At 59.4% G+C, this 15,286-nt stretch carries 12 protein-coding genes; 3 read left to right on the top strand and 9 right to left on the bottom strand.

From position 1 onward, the window contains the following. Positions 1 to 189 precede the first annotated feature (189 nt). The 3 genes from HZZ16_RS28725 to HZZ16_RS28715 are packed head-to-tail and all read right to left on the bottom strand — an operon-like array spanning position 190 to position 3,909. Positions 190 to 1,395: a glycosyltransferase family 4 protein gene (locus tag HZZ16_RS28725; RefSeq protein WP_197953186.1), complete on the bottom strand. Its 1,206-nt coding sequence runs from the start codon at positions 1,393 to 1,395 to the stop codon at positions 190 to 192. Between the two features lie 17 nt (positions 1,396 to 1,412). Then, positions 1,413 to 2,585 carry a radical SAM protein gene (locus tag HZZ16_RS28720; RefSeq protein WP_246510494.1) on the bottom strand — a complete coding sequence of 391 codons (1,173 nt, stop codon included), beginning with the start codon at positions 2,583 to 2,585 and terminating at the stop codon, positions 1,413 to 1,415. Next, complete coding sequence (locus HZZ16_RS28715; RefSeq protein ID WP_197953185.1) at positions 2,548 to 3,909, bottom strand: glycosyltransferase family 4 protein; 1,362 nt, start codon at positions 3,907 to 3,909, stop codon at positions 2,548 to 2,550. Before HZZ16_RS28715 ends, HZZ16_RS28720 begins: the two co-directional genes overlap by 38 nt. 349 nt (positions 3,910 to 4,258) lie before the next feature. Here HZZ16_RS28715 and HZZ16_RS28710 point away from each other — a divergent pair, with 349 nt between their 5' ends. Both HZZ16_RS28710 and HZZ16_RS28705 read left to right on the top strand, forming a co-directional pair. Continuing rightward, positions 4,259 to 6,400, top strand: coding sequence for a type I secretion system permease/ATPase (locus HZZ16_RS28710; protein ID WP_197953183.1), 2,142 nt, complete (start codon positions 4,259 to 4,261; stop codon positions 6,398 to 6,400). Between the two features lie 69 nt (positions 6,401 to 6,469). Next, complete coding sequence (locus HZZ16_RS28705) at positions 6,470 to 8,503, top strand: HlyD family type I secretion periplasmic adaptor subunit (protein WP_197953181.1); 2,034 nt, start codon at positions 6,470 to 6,472, stop codon at positions 8,501 to 8,503. A 34-nt stretch (positions 8,504 to 8,537) separates the two neighbouring features. Here the strand turns inward: HZZ16_RS28705 and HZZ16_RS28700 are convergent, their stop codons facing one another. From HZZ16_RS28700 to HZZ16_RS28680, 5 genes are all read right to left on the bottom strand, one after another. Further along, complete coding sequence (locus HZZ16_RS28700) at positions 8,538 to 8,918, bottom strand: VanZ family protein (RefSeq protein WP_197953179.1); 381 nt, start codon at positions 8,916 to 8,918, stop codon at positions 8,538 to 8,540. A gap of 123 nt (positions 8,919 to 9,041) precedes the next feature. Beyond that, complete coding sequence (locus HZZ16_RS28695; protein ID WP_197953178.1) at positions 9,042 to 10,403, bottom strand: DUF4910 domain-containing protein; 1,362 nt, start codon at positions 10,401 to 10,403, stop codon at positions 9,042 to 9,044. Positions 10,404 to 10,432: 29 nt separating this feature from the next. Further along, positions 10,433 to 11,722, bottom strand: coding sequence for a class I SAM-dependent methyltransferase (locus HZZ16_RS28690; RefSeq protein WP_197953177.1), 1,290 nt, complete (start codon positions 11,720 to 11,722; stop codon positions 10,433 to 10,435). Positions 11,723 to 11,837: 115 nt separating this feature from the next. Further along, positions 11,838 to 12,419 (bottom strand): dTDP-4-dehydrorhamnose 3,5-epimerase family protein, encoded by a 582-nt coding sequence (locus tag HZZ16_RS28685; RefSeq protein ID WP_197953176.1) that lies wholly within the window; start codon positions 12,417 to 12,419, stop codon positions 11,838 to 11,840. Positions 12,420 to 12,440: 21 nt separating this feature from the next. Then, positions 12,441 to 12,608, bottom strand: coding sequence for a hypothetical protein (locus HZZ16_RS28680; protein WP_197953175.1), 168 nt, complete (start codon positions 12,606 to 12,608; stop codon positions 12,441 to 12,443). Positions 12,609 to 12,949: 341 nt separating this feature from the next. Here HZZ16_RS28680 and HZZ16_RS28675 point away from each other — a divergent pair, with 341 nt between their 5' ends. Further along, entirely contained in the window at positions 12,950 to 14,362 is a 1,413-nt protein-coding gene (locus tag HZZ16_RS28675) for a glutamate-1-semialdehyde 2,1-aminomutase (protein WP_246510492.1), read from the top strand. Between the two features lie 128 nt (positions 14,363 to 14,490). Here HZZ16_RS28675 and HZZ16_RS28670 read toward each other — a convergent pair whose 3' ends face one another. Beyond that, positions 14,491 to 15,156: a Crp/Fnr family transcriptional regulator gene (locus HZZ16_RS28670; RefSeq protein ID WP_197953174.1), complete on the bottom strand. Its 666-nt coding sequence runs from the start codon at positions 15,154 to 15,156 to the stop codon at positions 14,491 to 14,493. Between the last annotated feature and the right edge of the window lie 130 nt (positions 15,157 to 15,286).

The raw sequence follows: 15,286 nt of genomic DNA, 5'->3' as shown, positions 1-15,286 counted from the left end.
TCAACAGTCAGGAGAGGGTCACAAAAAACCGAGATCTCGGCGCTGAAAAGCGGGATGCCCGACTGAGATCAGGCTCCGCGTCACCGGCGCGATCCTTTGCACCTATGCCCGGGGACGGAGTTCAATCCGACCAACGCATGGACCGCGCGAATATGCCGCCGGTTTGTCGGCGAGGGCGCCAGCAAGACCTCAATTGTTGGCTGGCCTGCCGTATGGAGAATGCCGCGACCTTGCGCGCGTGGCCCAGGTTGCGCGCGACAGATTGCCTTGCTGGCGTTTGCGGCCAAGCACGTCGTCGTAAATGTCCATCGTTCGCAATGCAATATCGGACCAATCATACCGCATCGCGCCTTCGCGGCGAATCGCTTCGCGCTCGGTTGCGCTCAAACGCGTCTTCGTCAGTGCCAACAGTTTCGCGCCCATCTCCTCGCAATCACCAACATGGAAAATGTGGTCGGGATCGCCCACCACCTCCAGGTTGGGAGCGATATCGCTTACCAGCACCGGCAATCCATAGCTGAGCGCTTCGAGCAGCACGATGGGCAATCCCTCATGCGACGACGGCAAAACGAACAGCGCAGCGTGGGCATAGAGTTGTCGCAACCCGTCTCCGGTCTGGAATCCGGCCATGACAACATTCTGGTGGCCGGCCGCTTCTCGAACCAGTTGATCTGCGTACTCATTCCTGTGATCAATCTTTCCAACTATGGCGAGCTTCCACCCTGGCAGCGCGGTGGCGAGAAATGCGCGCAACAGGTCGAGTTGCCGCTTCTCGGGAACAAGCCGGCCGACCGTCAATACGTATCGCCCCGGCTCCAATCCCAACTCGGTCACCTTTTCGCTTTGCTGCGGCAAGTCCGAGAACACCACGCCATTCGGCACCACCTCGCATGGTTTGCCATACTTGGACGTGACCAGATCACCGATGCTGCGGCTGACCGCGATGCGCTTGTTGGCGTAGCGCATTCCGAGAGCTTCGCCGGTCCTCAGCACCGTGCGCGCCGCCCAGCCCCATTTTTCCCTGTTGTAATCCTCGCCATGATGCGTGACCACGACCCGCAAGCCGACGGCACGAAGCAATGGCGTTACGATCGCTGGACCTATGCCATGAATGTGGACCAATGCCGGCCGCCGCACCATTGCAACGATTGCGCAGACGACGGAATGCAGCAGAGTCTCGAGGTACTTGTTGCTTACGGTCCACAGCCGCAGGACCCGCACCCCCCTCCATATCTTGGGGATATCCGGCGCGACATAGGGCGACCGCATGCAGACGGTAACCCGCCTGCCGAGCTCGACCACCCTCGGTGCGAGATTCTCTGCATGTGTCTCGATACCACCCTGAACTTGAGGGAAGCCGCGGAAGCCGAACATGTAGATCTCACGCCTGCTCATCTGGACTTCCTCCCAACCTAGTTATTCATGAAGGTCCGTAACGGGTAATGCTCGTCCGGCGTCATGCGGCCCTTGACCAGCCGGGCCTTGACGTTCTTGTTCAAAAACGACGTTCGCTCGACGTGCGGCGACGGGCGCACGTCGGAATAATTGATGTAGCTGTCAAAGCATATGCTCTTGCCCATCGAGACCTTGAGCTTATTCTTGAGGACCCATAGCAGAGGCTCGCTCTTCGGAAGCTGAGGAATCAGGTTGGATCGCATCGCGGTCCGTGCGGTGGTCACCATCCAGCAATTCTGCCCACAGCTCGCGACCTTCTTCCGTGTCTGCTGAGCGGCCTCGCTATTCATGATCTCGCTCCATGATTGCCGCGCGAGATTTCCCATGGGCAGATCCGAGCGGACGTTGCAGGCCCACACGTCGGACCAGGGGTCGATAAAGGCGAAATCTTTTCCTGCGCTGCATGGGATCAGCCGATCGTGGCCGAGAATCTTCTCGATCAGACCAAGGTTCAGATAGGCCCGAAACCAGTTCTTTGGCTTCGGACTGCGCAGCATCGCCGAGATCAGCCCCTCGACCTTGCGCGCGACCGCCTTGCGATCGTAGAAGTAATTGTCGTTCTTGTAGAACTGCCACGCATTGTGAAGCGTAGACGTTGCCAGCTCGAATCCCTCCTTGCGAGCGAACTCGTAGACATTGACGAGCTGATCAACGTTTTCGTCCTGGATGACCATGGCAAAGCCAAGGTCGGTGCCTCCGGCTTCGCGCAGCATACGGAGCCCGGCAATTTTCGTGTAGTAACCATCCTTCTCGCCACGAATTCTATCGCTTGTCTCCTGATCGCCTTCGAGCGAGAAGCGCACCTTGATGTTGGGATGCTTCTTGATGATTGGGACAAGCCGCTCCGGATGCAGCCCGTTCGATGATATCTCCATCACCCTTGCTTTTGGGTAGAGAAGGTCGATCATCTCTCCGAGATCTTTGCGAAGCGTCGGTTCTCCACCCGATACATTCAGATTGTCGAATCCGGAAGGAAGCTTCGACAACGTGGCCAGCGACACCTCTTCCTTTGGCTCGGTCGGATTCTGCCAGATGTAGCACATCTGGCACTTGGAGTTGCAGCGGAACGTGGAAATGACGGTAAGGTCCATTTTATGATCCAACTTTCCTATGTGAACCGACTGATGCAAGCAGATCCTCGTACAACGAGAACAACGCCGAGCCATGTTCCTCGAGCGAGTATTCGTTCTCGACGATAGTCCGCGCATTGCGCCCGAAGATCTCGCGACGACCGCGATCGACGAGAAGCGCTCCGATCTTTTCGGAGAGCTGCATGACGTCGCCGGGGTCGAACAACAGACCTGTGGTCCCGTCCCTGACCAGCTCGGGAATTCCACCAATGCGCGAAGCGACGATCGGCTTGCCATGCGCCATCGCTTCGAGGATCGAAAGCGGGCTATTTTCGTGCCAGACCGAGGGCACGACAATCAGGCCGGCCTCCCTGATCGTTCGCTGGAGGTCGATGCCTGTAAGATGCCCCCTGAAATCTACTGCAGGGTATTTCCGCTTGAACTCGTCGAGAAGCGGCCCGGTGCCGGCGATCACCAGCCGCCAGGCGCCTTGAGCCGCCGCGTGAGCTTCGAGGAGGTTCTCGACACCCTTCTCGGACGAGAGGCGCCCAAAATACAATGCGTATCCGTCATCGCCGATGGAGGCATCGATACGCGATGCATCTATCCCGTTCGGAATATGAACGACCTTCTCGCCGCCGAACCGACGGACAATGGCATCATACATGAACCTGCTCGGTGCAATGAACTTCTGGACGCGATGGTAGCTTCCGAGCAGCGCATGATAACGCGCCTCAGCCCAAAGCAACGCGCTGCGTCCGAGAGATCCGTCGGCGCAACGGCGAGTGAGGATCGCCTCGAAGGCGCCGTCACCGCATCTCGCGCAGGGCTGTCCACCGCTGAGCTGCGTATATACGGGACACACCGGCTTGTAGTCGTGAAGGGTGAGGACGGCCGGCACTCCCATTTCGGCCGCGGCAGTGATGATCGAGGGAGTCAGCTGGTGATAGATGTTGTGACAGTGCAATATGTCCGGCTTCTCATCGCGGATGAGACGCTTGATGTTCGAAACGGCTTCGGACGAATGAATGAAGGACAACGCCGATCTAAGCTTCTCGCGCCTGGATGATGCGCGGTACGACTTCTGCGATACGAAGTACGACTGAAAGCGTGATGGAATGTTTCGATCGTCATGCATGGAGAATTCGGCGACGTCGACATTCCGCCGCCGCATCAAATCCATCTCGTCGAACATCACGACTTCGGAGCCGCCGTTCCGAAAGAAGAACTTGTTTGCGAATAGCACCTTCAGAGCACGCCGATGCGGTGCTCCGAGCCGTTCTCGTTGAGAGAAACTGTCATTGTCATTGTGCTCCAGGCCCGACCTCGAACGCGCCGCCGCAACGGCGACATCTTCGCTGCAATCGTAGGAGGGCTCCGTCATCGGCACAGCCCTAACCTGGAGATCGGAACCGGCCGTACTGCGAGGCCAGCAATGACGCCGTCACAGTCGCTTTCAGTCGAGCCGTGCAAGGCTGATATCGTCGCAACCACAACCATCGCTAGATGATAGGCGGCCGCCATGCGCCGGTATTGACGGACGTCAACTTACCACTGGGGCATGACCTAAGATGAGTTTCTGGCCTCATTCGAGTCGGAATGCAGCCCCAATCGCCGGATACCGGGGGTCCATCAAGGACACGCCAGGGCGCCCAAACGACACATCTTCATGATCGCTGAAAACTGCAACGGAATTGCCGAGTCGCAACTGCTCGATGCAACGCGGAGCGAGAATGCCCGAGCACCTTGAGCCAACTGGCGCAACCCCCGATCAAGGGTTGATTGCGTTGGTCATGATGCTCCGATTCAACGGCCTTGCCATAGATCCAGAGCGAATCCGTCATCAATTTGGGGACGTCATCCGGGTCGCCGAGATCCTTCGCTGCGCCAAGGAACTCGGGCTGAAGGCTCGCGTCGTCAGAACCAACTGGTCAAAGCTACCGGCTCTCCCGATGCCGGCGCTCGCCATCCTCCGAGGCGACCAATTTCTCATCTTCGGAAAGGCCACCGAAGAACGGGTCATCGCGCTCGAGCCCGGCCGGCCGCAGCCGGTAGCCATCTCTCGAATGGAACTCGAAGCCACCTGGGACGGCGCGGTCATCCTGATGACACGCCGGGCTTCGCTTTCCGATCTGGCGCGCCGGTTTGACATCACCTGGTTCCTCGGAGCCATCCGAAAATACCGGCGGCTGCTGCTGGAGGTTCTCGCCGCCTCTTTCTGCCTCCAGCTATTTGCTCTGATCTCTCCCCTCTTCTTCCAGGTCGTTATCGACAAGGTCCTGGTACATCGCAGCATGAGCACGCTGGACGTGCTTGCCATCGGCCTCGTAGCGACCGCCGTCTTTGAAACGGTGCTTGGAATTCTGCGCACATACCTGTTCTCGCACACCACCAATCGGATCGATGTCGAGCTCGGCGCCCGGCTGTTCCGTCACCTGCTAGCCCTGCCGATCGGCTACTTTCAGGCGCGGCGGGTGGGTGACTCCGTCGCAAGGGTCAGGGAACTCGAGAACATCCGCAATTTTCTGACGAGTTCGGCCCTGACACTGGTCATCGACCTCTCTTTCTCGGTCGTCTTCATTGCAGTGCTGTTCTTCTACTCGCCGGCCCTCAGCTGGATCGTTCTCGCATCGCTTCCGATCTATGTCGCGATTTCGGCCGGAGCGACGCCTCTGTTTCAGCAGCGGCTCGACGAAAAATTTCAGCGGGGTGCGGAGAACCAGGCTTTTCTTGTCGAGAGTGTGACCGCGATGGAAACGCTCAAGGCGATGGCCGTGGAGCCCCAGATGCAACGCCGCTGGGAACAACAACTCGCCGGATATGTGGCAGCGAGCTTTCGCGTGATCAGCCTGGCGAACGTGTCGAGCCAGTCGGTCCAGCTCGTGAACAAGCTGGTCGGCGTCGCCATCCTTTATTTCGGCGCGCGTTTCGTCATGGCCGGCGATCTGACCGTCGGCGAGCTCGTTGCCTTCAATCTAATCTCCGGCCGCATCAGCGCTCCGGTCCTGCGCTTAGCGCAAACCTGGCAGGACTTCCACCAGGCCAGGCTCTCGATCGCGCGCCTCGGCGACATCCTGAATACAGAGCCGGAGCCTGTTTACAGCCCCGGCAAGATGTCGCTAGCGACCATCCGGGGCGAAATTTCGTTAGAACATGTCACATTCCGCTACCGCATCGATGGACCTGAGATCCTTCGAGACGTGCAGCTGCACGTTCCCGCAAAGCAGGTCATTGGAATAGTGGGCTCCTCGGGATCGGGGAAGAGCACCTTGGCCAAGCTGGTGCAGCGACTCTATGTGCCGGAGCGAGGCCGGGTCATGGTCGACGGAATCGACGTGACACAGGTCGATCCTGCCTGGTTGCGACGACAGATCGGCGTGGTTCTCCAGGACAGCGTGCTCTTCAACTGCTCGATCCGGGACAATATCGCCTTCGCAGACCCCGGGACGTCGACGGAACGGGTGGTCGAAGCAGCCACGATGGCCGGTGCTCACAATTTCATTTTGCAGCTCCCGAACGGGTACGACACAATCGTGGGCGAGCGCGGGAGCAGCCTCTCCGGCGGACAGCGTCAGCGCATTGCGATTGCCCGCGCGCTGGTAACCGATCCCCGGATCCTGATCTTCGACGAGGCGACCAGCGCACTCGATTATGAAAGCGAGCACATCGTTCAACAGAACATGGCGAAAATCGTACAAGGCCGTACCGTTCTGATCATTGCGCACCGGCTATCGGCCTTACGAATGGCCGATCGGATCATCACGATCGAAGAGGGCCGCCTGGTCGAGGATGGCTCTCATCAGGAGCTGATCAAACGCGGAGGACGCTATTCAAAGCTCTTCCGCCTGCAAGCAGGCTTCCATGACCTTGCGTAATCTGCTTTTCGCTTGCGGCGGCACGAACCGACGACACGGACGCGCTCACGCCGGCATTGACGAGGCCGTATGAAACACACGACTGCAACGACGTTCGACGATCCCGGGCTGTTTGTGTTCGACCTGCTGCTCCGATTGCGCGGTCTTGATAGCAGCCTCGATCACATTCGCCAGCGGTTCGGCTCCACGCCGATCGATGTCCCGGAAATGCTGGCCTATGCGAAGGAGCTCGATCTTTCCGCACGCTGCGTGCGGACCGACTGGGACAGGCTTTCAGCATCGGCCCTGCCGGGCATCCTGCCGATTCGCGGTGGGAGCTTTCTCCTGCTCGGAAGGGTACATGGCCACGAGGCCGTGGTGATGTCGTCGGGCGCCGAAAGGCCATCCATCATTGCAAGACACGATCTCGAGTCCAATTGGGACGGACGGCTGGTCGTGATCACCCGGCGACGCGCCATCACCAGTTGGTTTCTCCGCTGTTCGCGATCCGGCCTGGAATTCCTTCGGCGTTCAAAAGAGCGCTCCCTGCTCGTAGGGGCAAGGCTGGCGGCACTGTTTTCGTCCCTCGTCAGTCGCGCGCCTGCAATGTCCAAGCCGCAGGCAGCGGCGCCGGCGCAACCGCCCCAGAACGCAAACAGCGGGAATGCCGTCATTATTTTCGCGGATCACGCCCGCAAGCTGGGACGCGCCGTTGCAGGACTAACGCCGTCCCGCGGCGCTCATCCCAGCGAAGCGCTCGCTTTTCTCCCCGCGGCGCTCGAAATCGTCGAGACTCCGCCCTCGCCAGTGGGACGCTCGATCGTCGTCAGCATAGCGGCGGGTTTTGTTGTCGCCCTGATCTGGGCCTGCATTGGAACCATCGACATCGTCGCGGTCGCTCCTGGCAAGATCATCCCGAGCGACCGCACCAAGACCGTCCAGCCCTTCGAGACCGCGGTCGTCCGTACAATCTACGTTCAAGATGGCCAGTCCGTCAGAGCCGGTGATCGCCTGATTGATCTGGATGCGACCATGTCCGCGGCAGAGCTGAACCGTCTCAAGAGCGATCTGCTGAGCTCGCAGCTCGATGTCGCCCGCCTGAAGGCGCTATTGTCGAGCAAGTCCGACCCCGCTTCGGCCTTTAGCCCGCCACCCGCCGCCACACCCGACCTGATCGAGCTGCATCGTCGTTTTCTCGCCAGCCAAACCTCCGAGCAGGCCACGAAGCTCACCGCAATCGACCGCCAGATCTCGCAAAAGGAAGCCGAACGAGCCACCTCGAAAGCGTCGATCGACAAGCTGAAGGCTACGATCGGCCCGCTGCAGCAGCGCGTCGAGATACGCGAGCAGCTGTACCAGAAGGAACTTGGATCCAAATTGCAATATTTGGCGGATTACCAGGAGCTTCTCGGCCAACGGCAGGAAATACTCGTTCAGCAGAGCCGCTTCAGCGAAGCCGATGCAGCCATCGCGGTCCTGGCGGAGACCCGCAACAAGACCGTTGCCGAGTACGAACGCACCTTGTTCGAGGAGCTCGTCAAGGCGGAGCAGAAAGCCGCCGGCCTCAGTCAGGACGTCATCAAGGCCGAGCGACATATCGGCCTGCAAAGCCTGACGGCGCCAATCGACGGCATCGTACAGCAGCTCGCCGTTCACACGGTTGGAGGTGTGGTCACGCCCGCGCAACCAATCATGATGATCGTTCCGCTCGAGAGCAATCTCGAAGTCGAAGCCATGATCTCAAATCAGGATATCGGCTTCGTCGAAGCGGGCCAGGACGCAGCGATCAAGATCGATACCTTCAACTTTACCCGGTACGGACTGATACAGGGCAAGGTCATCAGTATCTCCCAGGATGCCATTCCCCGCAACAAACCGCCGGAAAACAACAACACGAAGTCTCTGGGCATGGGGACGGCCAGCAGCGAGCCGCAGGGGCAGGAGCTGGTCTATTCGGCACGCGTGTCACTCGACCGCAACTACATGAACGTCGAGAACAAGCGCGTCGGCCTTTCTCCCGGCATGGCCGCCACCGTCGAGATCAAGTCCGGCTCACGCAGCGTCATCAGCTATCTCTTGTCACCGATCATGCGGTACAAGCAGGAAAGCTTGCGGGAGCGATAGCGCGCCAGCCGCAGTTCCAAAGCAGCCCGGCTTGCTAGCGATGACGTTTCGCGGATGCCGACGTGCGGGGTTCGATCGAAAATGCCCAGCCGAGAGCCAGACGGCTGGCGCCGACCCCGCAGACCGCTCCGATGGCCTTCACGAGGGCATCGAGAAGCCGGGCATGCCGATCTGGCGTTAGCAGCTGGACACTTTCGAGAATAACCGCGCTGACGATCATCATGACAGCGATGCCTCGTGTGCGATGTGGCGCGCCGAACGCAAGGGCAAAGCCCGTTACGGCAAAGGCAGCGAAGTGCTCGACCCGAAGGCCGGCCAATGTCGGGCGGCTCTGAATCGGGGATAGCGTTGCAAATGTGATAAATACGAGTGCCGCCCACCCGAAGATGGTGGCGGCCCTTTGGATCATGGCCATGTGCTCGTCCGTGCCGGCTCGAATTCGGGCAAGCGAGCGATCACCAGCAGATGGGTCCAAACGGTTGGCATTCCGCCGTCTCGGGTCCTGTCGGCGCGCCAGATGCGCCTCGCCTTGACCACACTAATTCTTCGGGCGCGGCTCGATTTGCTGGATGAGACCAGCCGCCCTCAGCCCGGCCGCGGCCTCCTTTATCGTACCCCAAGGCAACTTGGATCGTTCGGCGATATCGAGGAGCGAATAATTCCCGTCCGACATATTCAGGACCCACAACAGCGCCATCTGGAAGTCTCCGGCCGCGAGCCCGCCGAGTCCACGGTAAAGGCCATAATTGCCCAATTTTGGTTCGCAGAACGGTTTTTCGTTGTGAAAGCAGACGTTGTTCTCGATGACATCGATAGCTGCGATCGCCTTCGTCAGGGTATCGTACAACGCAGCGGGACGAACAAAGTCCAGATTGTCGGCCGAGCTGTGATACTCCGCGAACTTGCCGAAGGGCGTTCGCATCACGGTGCCGATCGGGAGGTTGAAGCCGGGCGAGCAATATTGCCGCTCGTCGTAGCCGTAAGGTGAAAACTCCTGAATTTCGTGCGGTTCGCCGCTCTGCTCAAGCACGTAAGACCAGGCGCGATCGATCTCCGCATTGCCGCGGCGGCTCTTCTTATAGGTCATCGCCCCCGCATCGCCGGCGCAGGTCAACACAAATCCATGCTTCACGCGGCCGACGTGTGCCTCGTTGAGGGCCAGCCAGGTGATCGCCCCGATCGTGCCCGGAACGAACACGAAGCGATAAGTGTACCTGAGCTCCATCTTCCGCAGGTGCTGGGCGAGCGCCGTTGCCACCGCGATTCCGGACAGGTTGTCATTGCAGAGCGACGGATGACAGATATGGCAGGAGATCAGCACCTCCTCCGAGGTCCGACCAAGCAGTCTCAGATCCCCGTAAGTCAGATGGCCCGGAGCGAGATCCGCATCGATGCAGATCTCGTAGTCGTCCTCCTGCATCGCCAATAGTTGATTGTGCGACAGACAGAAGCCCCAGGTCTCCTTGTAATAGCTGGTCCGATAGGGGATCCAGTCCGGCTTATCCGGATCCGAATAGAGGTGAGGCTTGAGCTCCTCGAGCGTCATGCGCGCCCTCACCGGCATGCTGTAGCCAAGAAGGTGCAGGTTCGACTCATTGAAGTCGATCACGCGCTCGCCGGCGCTGTTCTTGACGTACGCATCGCGCACGTTCCACTCCGGTGGAACGGTCCAGTCAAATACCTGGAGGCCGGACGGGACCTCGCAGGTGGTAAGCGGGATATGGTTTCGGATGAGATCGATCGTTCTTCGGACACCATCCCCCGTTATGCTCCGGGCGATGGGATACATGTCTGCGATAAACTCGTGGAGCGCACGCCCGGTCTCGTCCGCCGACAGGTCAACGGCCGCGTCACTCTCCCTGAGATCAGCGAGGTCTGCATGCCCTGCTATATCGTCCATGCGTCCCCTCCCCTAGGATCCCGATTGACTCAATCCACGATCCTGGGTTCGGGAATGGGCACGACGAACTGAGCGCCCCAGCTGCGGGCGAACGACAGCTGGCTGACAATCTCCCGCTTCAGGTTCCAGGGCAGAATGAGGATGTAGTCCGGCTTCGTCACGTTGATGCGCTCGGGCTCGAAAATTGGAATGTGCGACCCCGGCAGCAACGACCCCTGCTTGTGCGGGTTCCGGTCGACCGTATACTCAATGAGATCAGTGGTAATGCCGCAGTAGTTCAAGAGAGTATTTCCCTTGGCAGGGGCGCCATAGCCGACGACGCGCTTGCCCTGTCGCTTTGCCTCCTCGAGAAAGGAAAGAAGCTTTTGCCTGGTCTGCATGGCGCGCTCTTCGAACGCGTCGTAGTAATCGAGATTGGCATATCCGGCGTCGATTTCGCGGCGTCTGAGATCCACGACCCGATGGGAAATCGGGTGCCATCCCTTGTTGGCGTGCTGAGCATAGATTCGCAACGAACCACCATGGGTCGGCAACTCTTCGACGTCGAACAAGGTCAAGCCATGTGCCGCAAAGATCTTCTCGACGGCGATGAACGAGAAGTACGAAAAATGCTCATGATAGATCGTGTCGATCTGGCATTCGTCAAACAGACGCATCAGATGGGGGAATTCCATCGTGATAACACCGGAATCAGCAAGAAGAACGCTCATGCCTTTGACGAAGTCGTTCAAGTTCGGCACGTGAGCCAGGACGTTGTTTCCGATCAGCAGATCGGCGCGCAGCCCCTCGCGTCGCAAGGTACGTGCTACACGTTCACCGAAGAATTCCACACGGGTCGGAATGCCCTTCGCGCGCGCAACGGCGGCGACGTTCTGGGCCGGCTCGATGCCTAGAACCGGCACATCGGCTTCGACGAAGTATTGCAGCAAATAGCCGTCGTTGCTCGCGATCTCGACGACCTTGCTGTTCGCCCCGATTCCGAACCTTTCGATGACCCGGGAGACGTACGACTTGGCGTGCTGCAGCCATGAATCGCTATAGGACGAAAAGTAGGCATAGTCTCCAAAGATATTCTCCGGCGCCTCCCATTCCTCGAGTTGGACGAGGAAGCACTCTCCGCAAACGTAGGCCCGCAGCGGAAAGAAACGCTCGTCCTGCTTGGCCTTCTCGTTGCGAAGATATGAATTCGCCAACGGAGACATTCCGAGATCGATGAACACGCGTTCAAGGGGCGCGTTGCAGAAACGACAACAGCTCAACTCTATGGCTTGCGCGGTTGGGGACTTGACGTTGAGGGTAGATGCCGCTTCCTTCAGCATTCTGTGGCTCCTGCCGGTGGCAATCTGTGATGTCACCGAAAGGCTAGCGTTGTCCGGGGCAAAGCTATTGACGGCCGTCAAGTCACGTTCACTTTTGCGGAACACGAGCCCTCACCTACGACATCCTGGAGCCGGCGACATTCATACGGGCCTTCAGCTCGTCTGCGATATCGCTGTAGGGCTTCCATGTTCTGTCACGGTCCGAGAGCACGCGCACCTCTGCCGGCCAGGAAATTCCGAGCGAAGGATCGTCATGCGGCAGCCCGCCTTCTGCTCCCGGCGTGTGATAGTTGCTAATGAGGTAGATCAGCTCCGTATCGTCAGTGAGCGTGACGAATCCATGCGCGAAGCGCTCCGGGATGTAGAGCCCGCGGCCATTGTCGGCGGAGAGGTTGACGGTGACGTGCCGCAGATAGGTTGGCGATTCCGGCCGCAGGTCGACGATGACGTCGGCCACCGCCCCCTTGGTGCATCGGACATACTTGTTCTCGGCAACGGGCGGATACTGAAAATGCAGCCCGCGCAAAGTGCCGCGCTTCGCGTTGTAGCTGATACTTCCCTGCGCAACCACGGGCTTGAGACCGTGCGCGAGGAATGTGTCGGCGCAAAACACCCGAGCGAAGTATCCGCGGCTGTCCTGATGCCTATCGATCTCCACCGTGTAGGCGCCGGCGAGGATTGTTTCGGAAAATGTCATGCGGCGGATGAATAGGTTCAGCTACGACAGAAACATGATCCGGCAAAGCTTGACGGCAAGCCATAGCAGGGCGAGATCCCACGCAACGACGCTGACCAGCGCAACTGCGATGGCGAGGACGGGCCAGTCGAGGGTGGCCCTGAACTGGGTTGCGTAGTTTGCGGTCCTGACTTGATCGAATTCAGACATTGCCCGCTCAATCTGTGACGTGACCTCACGGCAGATTAGCCAGGGCCGGGCTCGCAAACCTGACAAAGCTCAATAACGGCGGGCCATGCAAGGGCGGCGTTCAAATGACGCCGCGGGAGCGGTGAGGCACCCCCCGGCTGAGCCGCTCCGTCCCCCACGCCTGGGGAATGCCGAAAGGTCGGCTAGCTCTGCGCTCACCGCACTGCGGCAATCGCCCGGAATCCCGGTCACGGCTGGCGCCAAGTTGAGAATCCTCAAGTTCCCAGCGTTCTTGAGTCCTCAAATACGCTCGGGCGGCGCGTAATTGCGGTTTTCACAAATCACGCGTTGCGAGGGCTTTGATGATGAACATTAGGTCACGTTTCTTTTCAGAATCACACCCAGTCAGTTTCGAAAAGTCGGGAGCGCTGCGATTTCGAGCGCGAACTGCAATTCCAGGCGGAGCACATACCTACGCGAAGGGCGACGATCAATATCCGCTCCTCGCGCCAGGCTTCATCTCGAGAGGCTCGGGCTGCCATGTATGGGACGTCGACGGCAACGAGTTCATCGAATACGGAATGGGCCTGCGCGCAGTGTCGCTGGGCCATGGCTTTCCAGCGGTCGTGAACGCCGCAGTCGCGCAAATGTCACGAGGCACAAACTTTACGCGGCCGTCGGCGCTCGAGGTCGAATGTGCCGAGCGCCTGATCGCGCTCGTCCCCGGCGCCGACATGGCGAAATTCACCAAGGACGGATCGACGGCCACGACGGCTGCAATCCGGCTTGCCCGAGCATACACGGGCCGGGACATGGTCGCGCTTTGCTCCGACCATCCCTTCTTCTCCTACGACGACTGGGCGATCTGCACGACCTCTATGAACGCCGGAATTCCCGAGACGACGGCGCAGCTGACACAGGGCTTCCGGTACAATGACCTGTCCTCAGCGGAGGCGCTCTTCGTCCGGCACCCCGGCCGGATGGCAGCCCTGATCCTCGAAGCCGAAAAGGAAGTGCCGCCGGCGCCAGGCTATCTCGCCGCGCTGCGCGAACTCTGTCATCGGAACGGTGCGCTTTTGATCATCGACGAGATGATCACTGGCTTTCGATGGCCGGAGTGCTGTGCCCAGCGTCACCATGGAATAGAGGCCGATCTATCGACCTTCGGCAAGGCGTTGGGCAACGGCATCGCCATTTCTGCGTTGCTCGGCAAGCGCGAAATCATGGAGCTGGGCGGCCTCGATCACGATCGCGATCGCGTCTTCCTGCTTTCGACGACACATGGCGCCGAGACTCACGCCTTGGCTGCGGCCTTGGCCGTCATGGACACCTATCGGGACGAACCGGTCATCGAGATGCTCCACCGCCAAGGAAGCCGCCTCAAGGCGGGCATCGAAGACGCCACGCAGCGACGTGGACTGACCGGTTACTTCAAGCTCGCCGGCCGGGCGTCCAATCTGGTCTATGCCTGTTGCGATCGCGACGGCATACCGTCACAGATCTTCCGCACGTTGTTTCTCCAGGAGACGATCCGCCGCGGCTTGCTGGCGCCCTCTCTGGTCACGAGCTATTCCCATTCCAACGATGATATCGACCGGACCATCGAGGCCATCGACGGCGCACTCGCCGTATATCAGAGGGCATTGGCGGACGGGCCGGAAGCTCATTTGATTGGCCGGTCGGTCGCGCCGGTATTCCGTCGACGAGCCACGCTTGTCGCGGTCGCAACGCCAAAATCGGACATTCACCGTTCAGGCGAGCAAGAATGCGGTTGATCGATCAAGGACTGACGCGCCAGCGATTGTGTCGGCTTTGATCTCATCTGATCACGCCCGACATTCGAAAATGCATCGCCGCGAACTATAGAACCAGTTCGCGGCAGGACGCTCTCAACACCATTCGCTCAATCAGCGGAACGCCCGTTCGAAATCCTCGCAAGTCCCTCAAGATCGATGAACTTGATCGTCTTGCGATTGGGAAGGTCGATGACCTTCTTCGCCTTGAACTCGGCCAGGGTCCGGCAAACCGTTTCGAGCGACGTCCCAACGTGATCAGCGATATCGGCTCGTGGCAATTGAAGCCGGAGCGCGCCAGGACGTTTGGGATCGGCAGGCAGGTGCGGCCGAATGCGCAACAAGAGCCATGCTATGCGGGCCACACAGTTCTTTTGGCTCATGGTCATCACCAGGGTGAGCGTATCTGCCAGCACCTGGTGGGCACCACACGGATCGTCGCTCCGGCACACACCGGAAGTCCTCGATCGGATGACGCGACAATCCGTCACGGCCTCCGCTGTGAACTGCTGATGGGTCGAATGGGTGGGCATGACGACATCGCCAGGCCAGTAGAAGGCGAGTATCTGGCGGTTTCCGTTCTCGAGAAGGCGAACGGCCCGCACGACCCCCTCGACGATCTGAATCTTCTGAGCTTGTTCCTCTCCTTCCCAAAAAAGAGCCCTGCAACGGGGGACGAAAGACGTGGAAGGGCGCCGAAAATCGGGAGCGTTGGTTGATCTATGAACGAGGGAAGGAGGTCTACTGTCCTGGATGAAAGTGGTTTCTCTAAGCATTTGAACTCACCTCAGCACGTATTCCAATACGCTGAAGTGTAGGCGCTCCTGGTCCGAAGGATATTCAGGCGAATGCGTTAGAATTTTTCCGGTTCCGACTAATCCGTTCGGACTAGTCCATCCGGCCGAA

Origin of the sequence: Bradyrhizobium glycinis, from assembly GCF_016031655.1 — a bacterium.
In the GTDB taxonomy this organism is placed as follows: Bacteria; Pseudomonadota; Alphaproteobacteria; order Rhizobiales; family Xanthobacteraceae; genus Bradyrhizobium; species Bradyrhizobium glycinis.
Note: the sequence above shows the minus strand (reverse complement) of the source record. Positions and strands in the feature narration are given on the sequence as shown.

What these genes read in the sequence shown, in the direction of transcription:
- HZZ16_RS28725 (WP_197953186.1), bottom strand. Translation starts at nt 1,395, where the DNA reads ATGAGCAGGCGTGAGATCTACATGTTCGGCTTCCGCGGCTTCCCTCAA.
- HZZ16_RS28715 (WP_197953185.1), bottom strand. Translation starts at nt 3,909, where the DNA reads ATGACGGAGCCCTCCTACGATTGCAGCGAAGATGTCGCCGTTGCGGCG.
- HZZ16_RS28710 (WP_197953183.1), top strand. Translation starts at nt 4,259, where the DNA reads ATGCCCGAGCACCTTGAGCCAACTGGCGCAACCCCCGATCAAGGGTTG.
- HZZ16_RS28705 (WP_197953181.1), top strand. Translation starts at nt 6,470, where the DNA reads ATGAAACACACGACTGCAACGACGTTCGACGATCCCGGGCTGTTTGTG.
- HZZ16_RS28700 (WP_197953179.1), bottom strand. Translation starts at nt 8,918, where the DNA reads ATGGCCATGATCCAAAGGGCCGCCACCATCTTCGGGTGGGCGGCACTC.
- HZZ16_RS28695 (WP_197953178.1), bottom strand. Translation starts at nt 10,403, where the DNA reads ATGGACGATATAGCAGGGCATGCAGACCTCGCTGATCTCAGGGAGAGT.
- HZZ16_RS28690 (WP_197953177.1), bottom strand. Translation starts at nt 11,722, where the DNA reads ATGCTGAAGGAAGCGGCATCTACCCTCAACGTCAAGTCCCCAACCGCG.
- HZZ16_RS28685 (WP_197953176.1), bottom strand. Translation starts at nt 12,419, where the DNA reads ATGACATTTTCCGAAACAATCCTCGCCGGCGCCTACACGGTGGAGATC.
- HZZ16_RS28680 (WP_197953175.1), bottom strand. Translation starts at nt 12,608, where the DNA reads ATGTCTGAATTCGATCAAGTCAGGACCGCAAACTACGCAACCCAGTTC.
- HZZ16_RS28675 (WP_246510492.1), top strand. Translation starts at nt 12,950, where the DNA reads ATGATGAACATTAGGTCACGTTTCTTTTCAGAATCACACCCAGTCAGT.
- HZZ16_RS28670 (WP_197953174.1), bottom strand. Translation starts at nt 15,156, where the DNA reads ATGCTTAGAGAAACCACTTTCATCCAGGACAGTAGACCTCCTTCCCTC.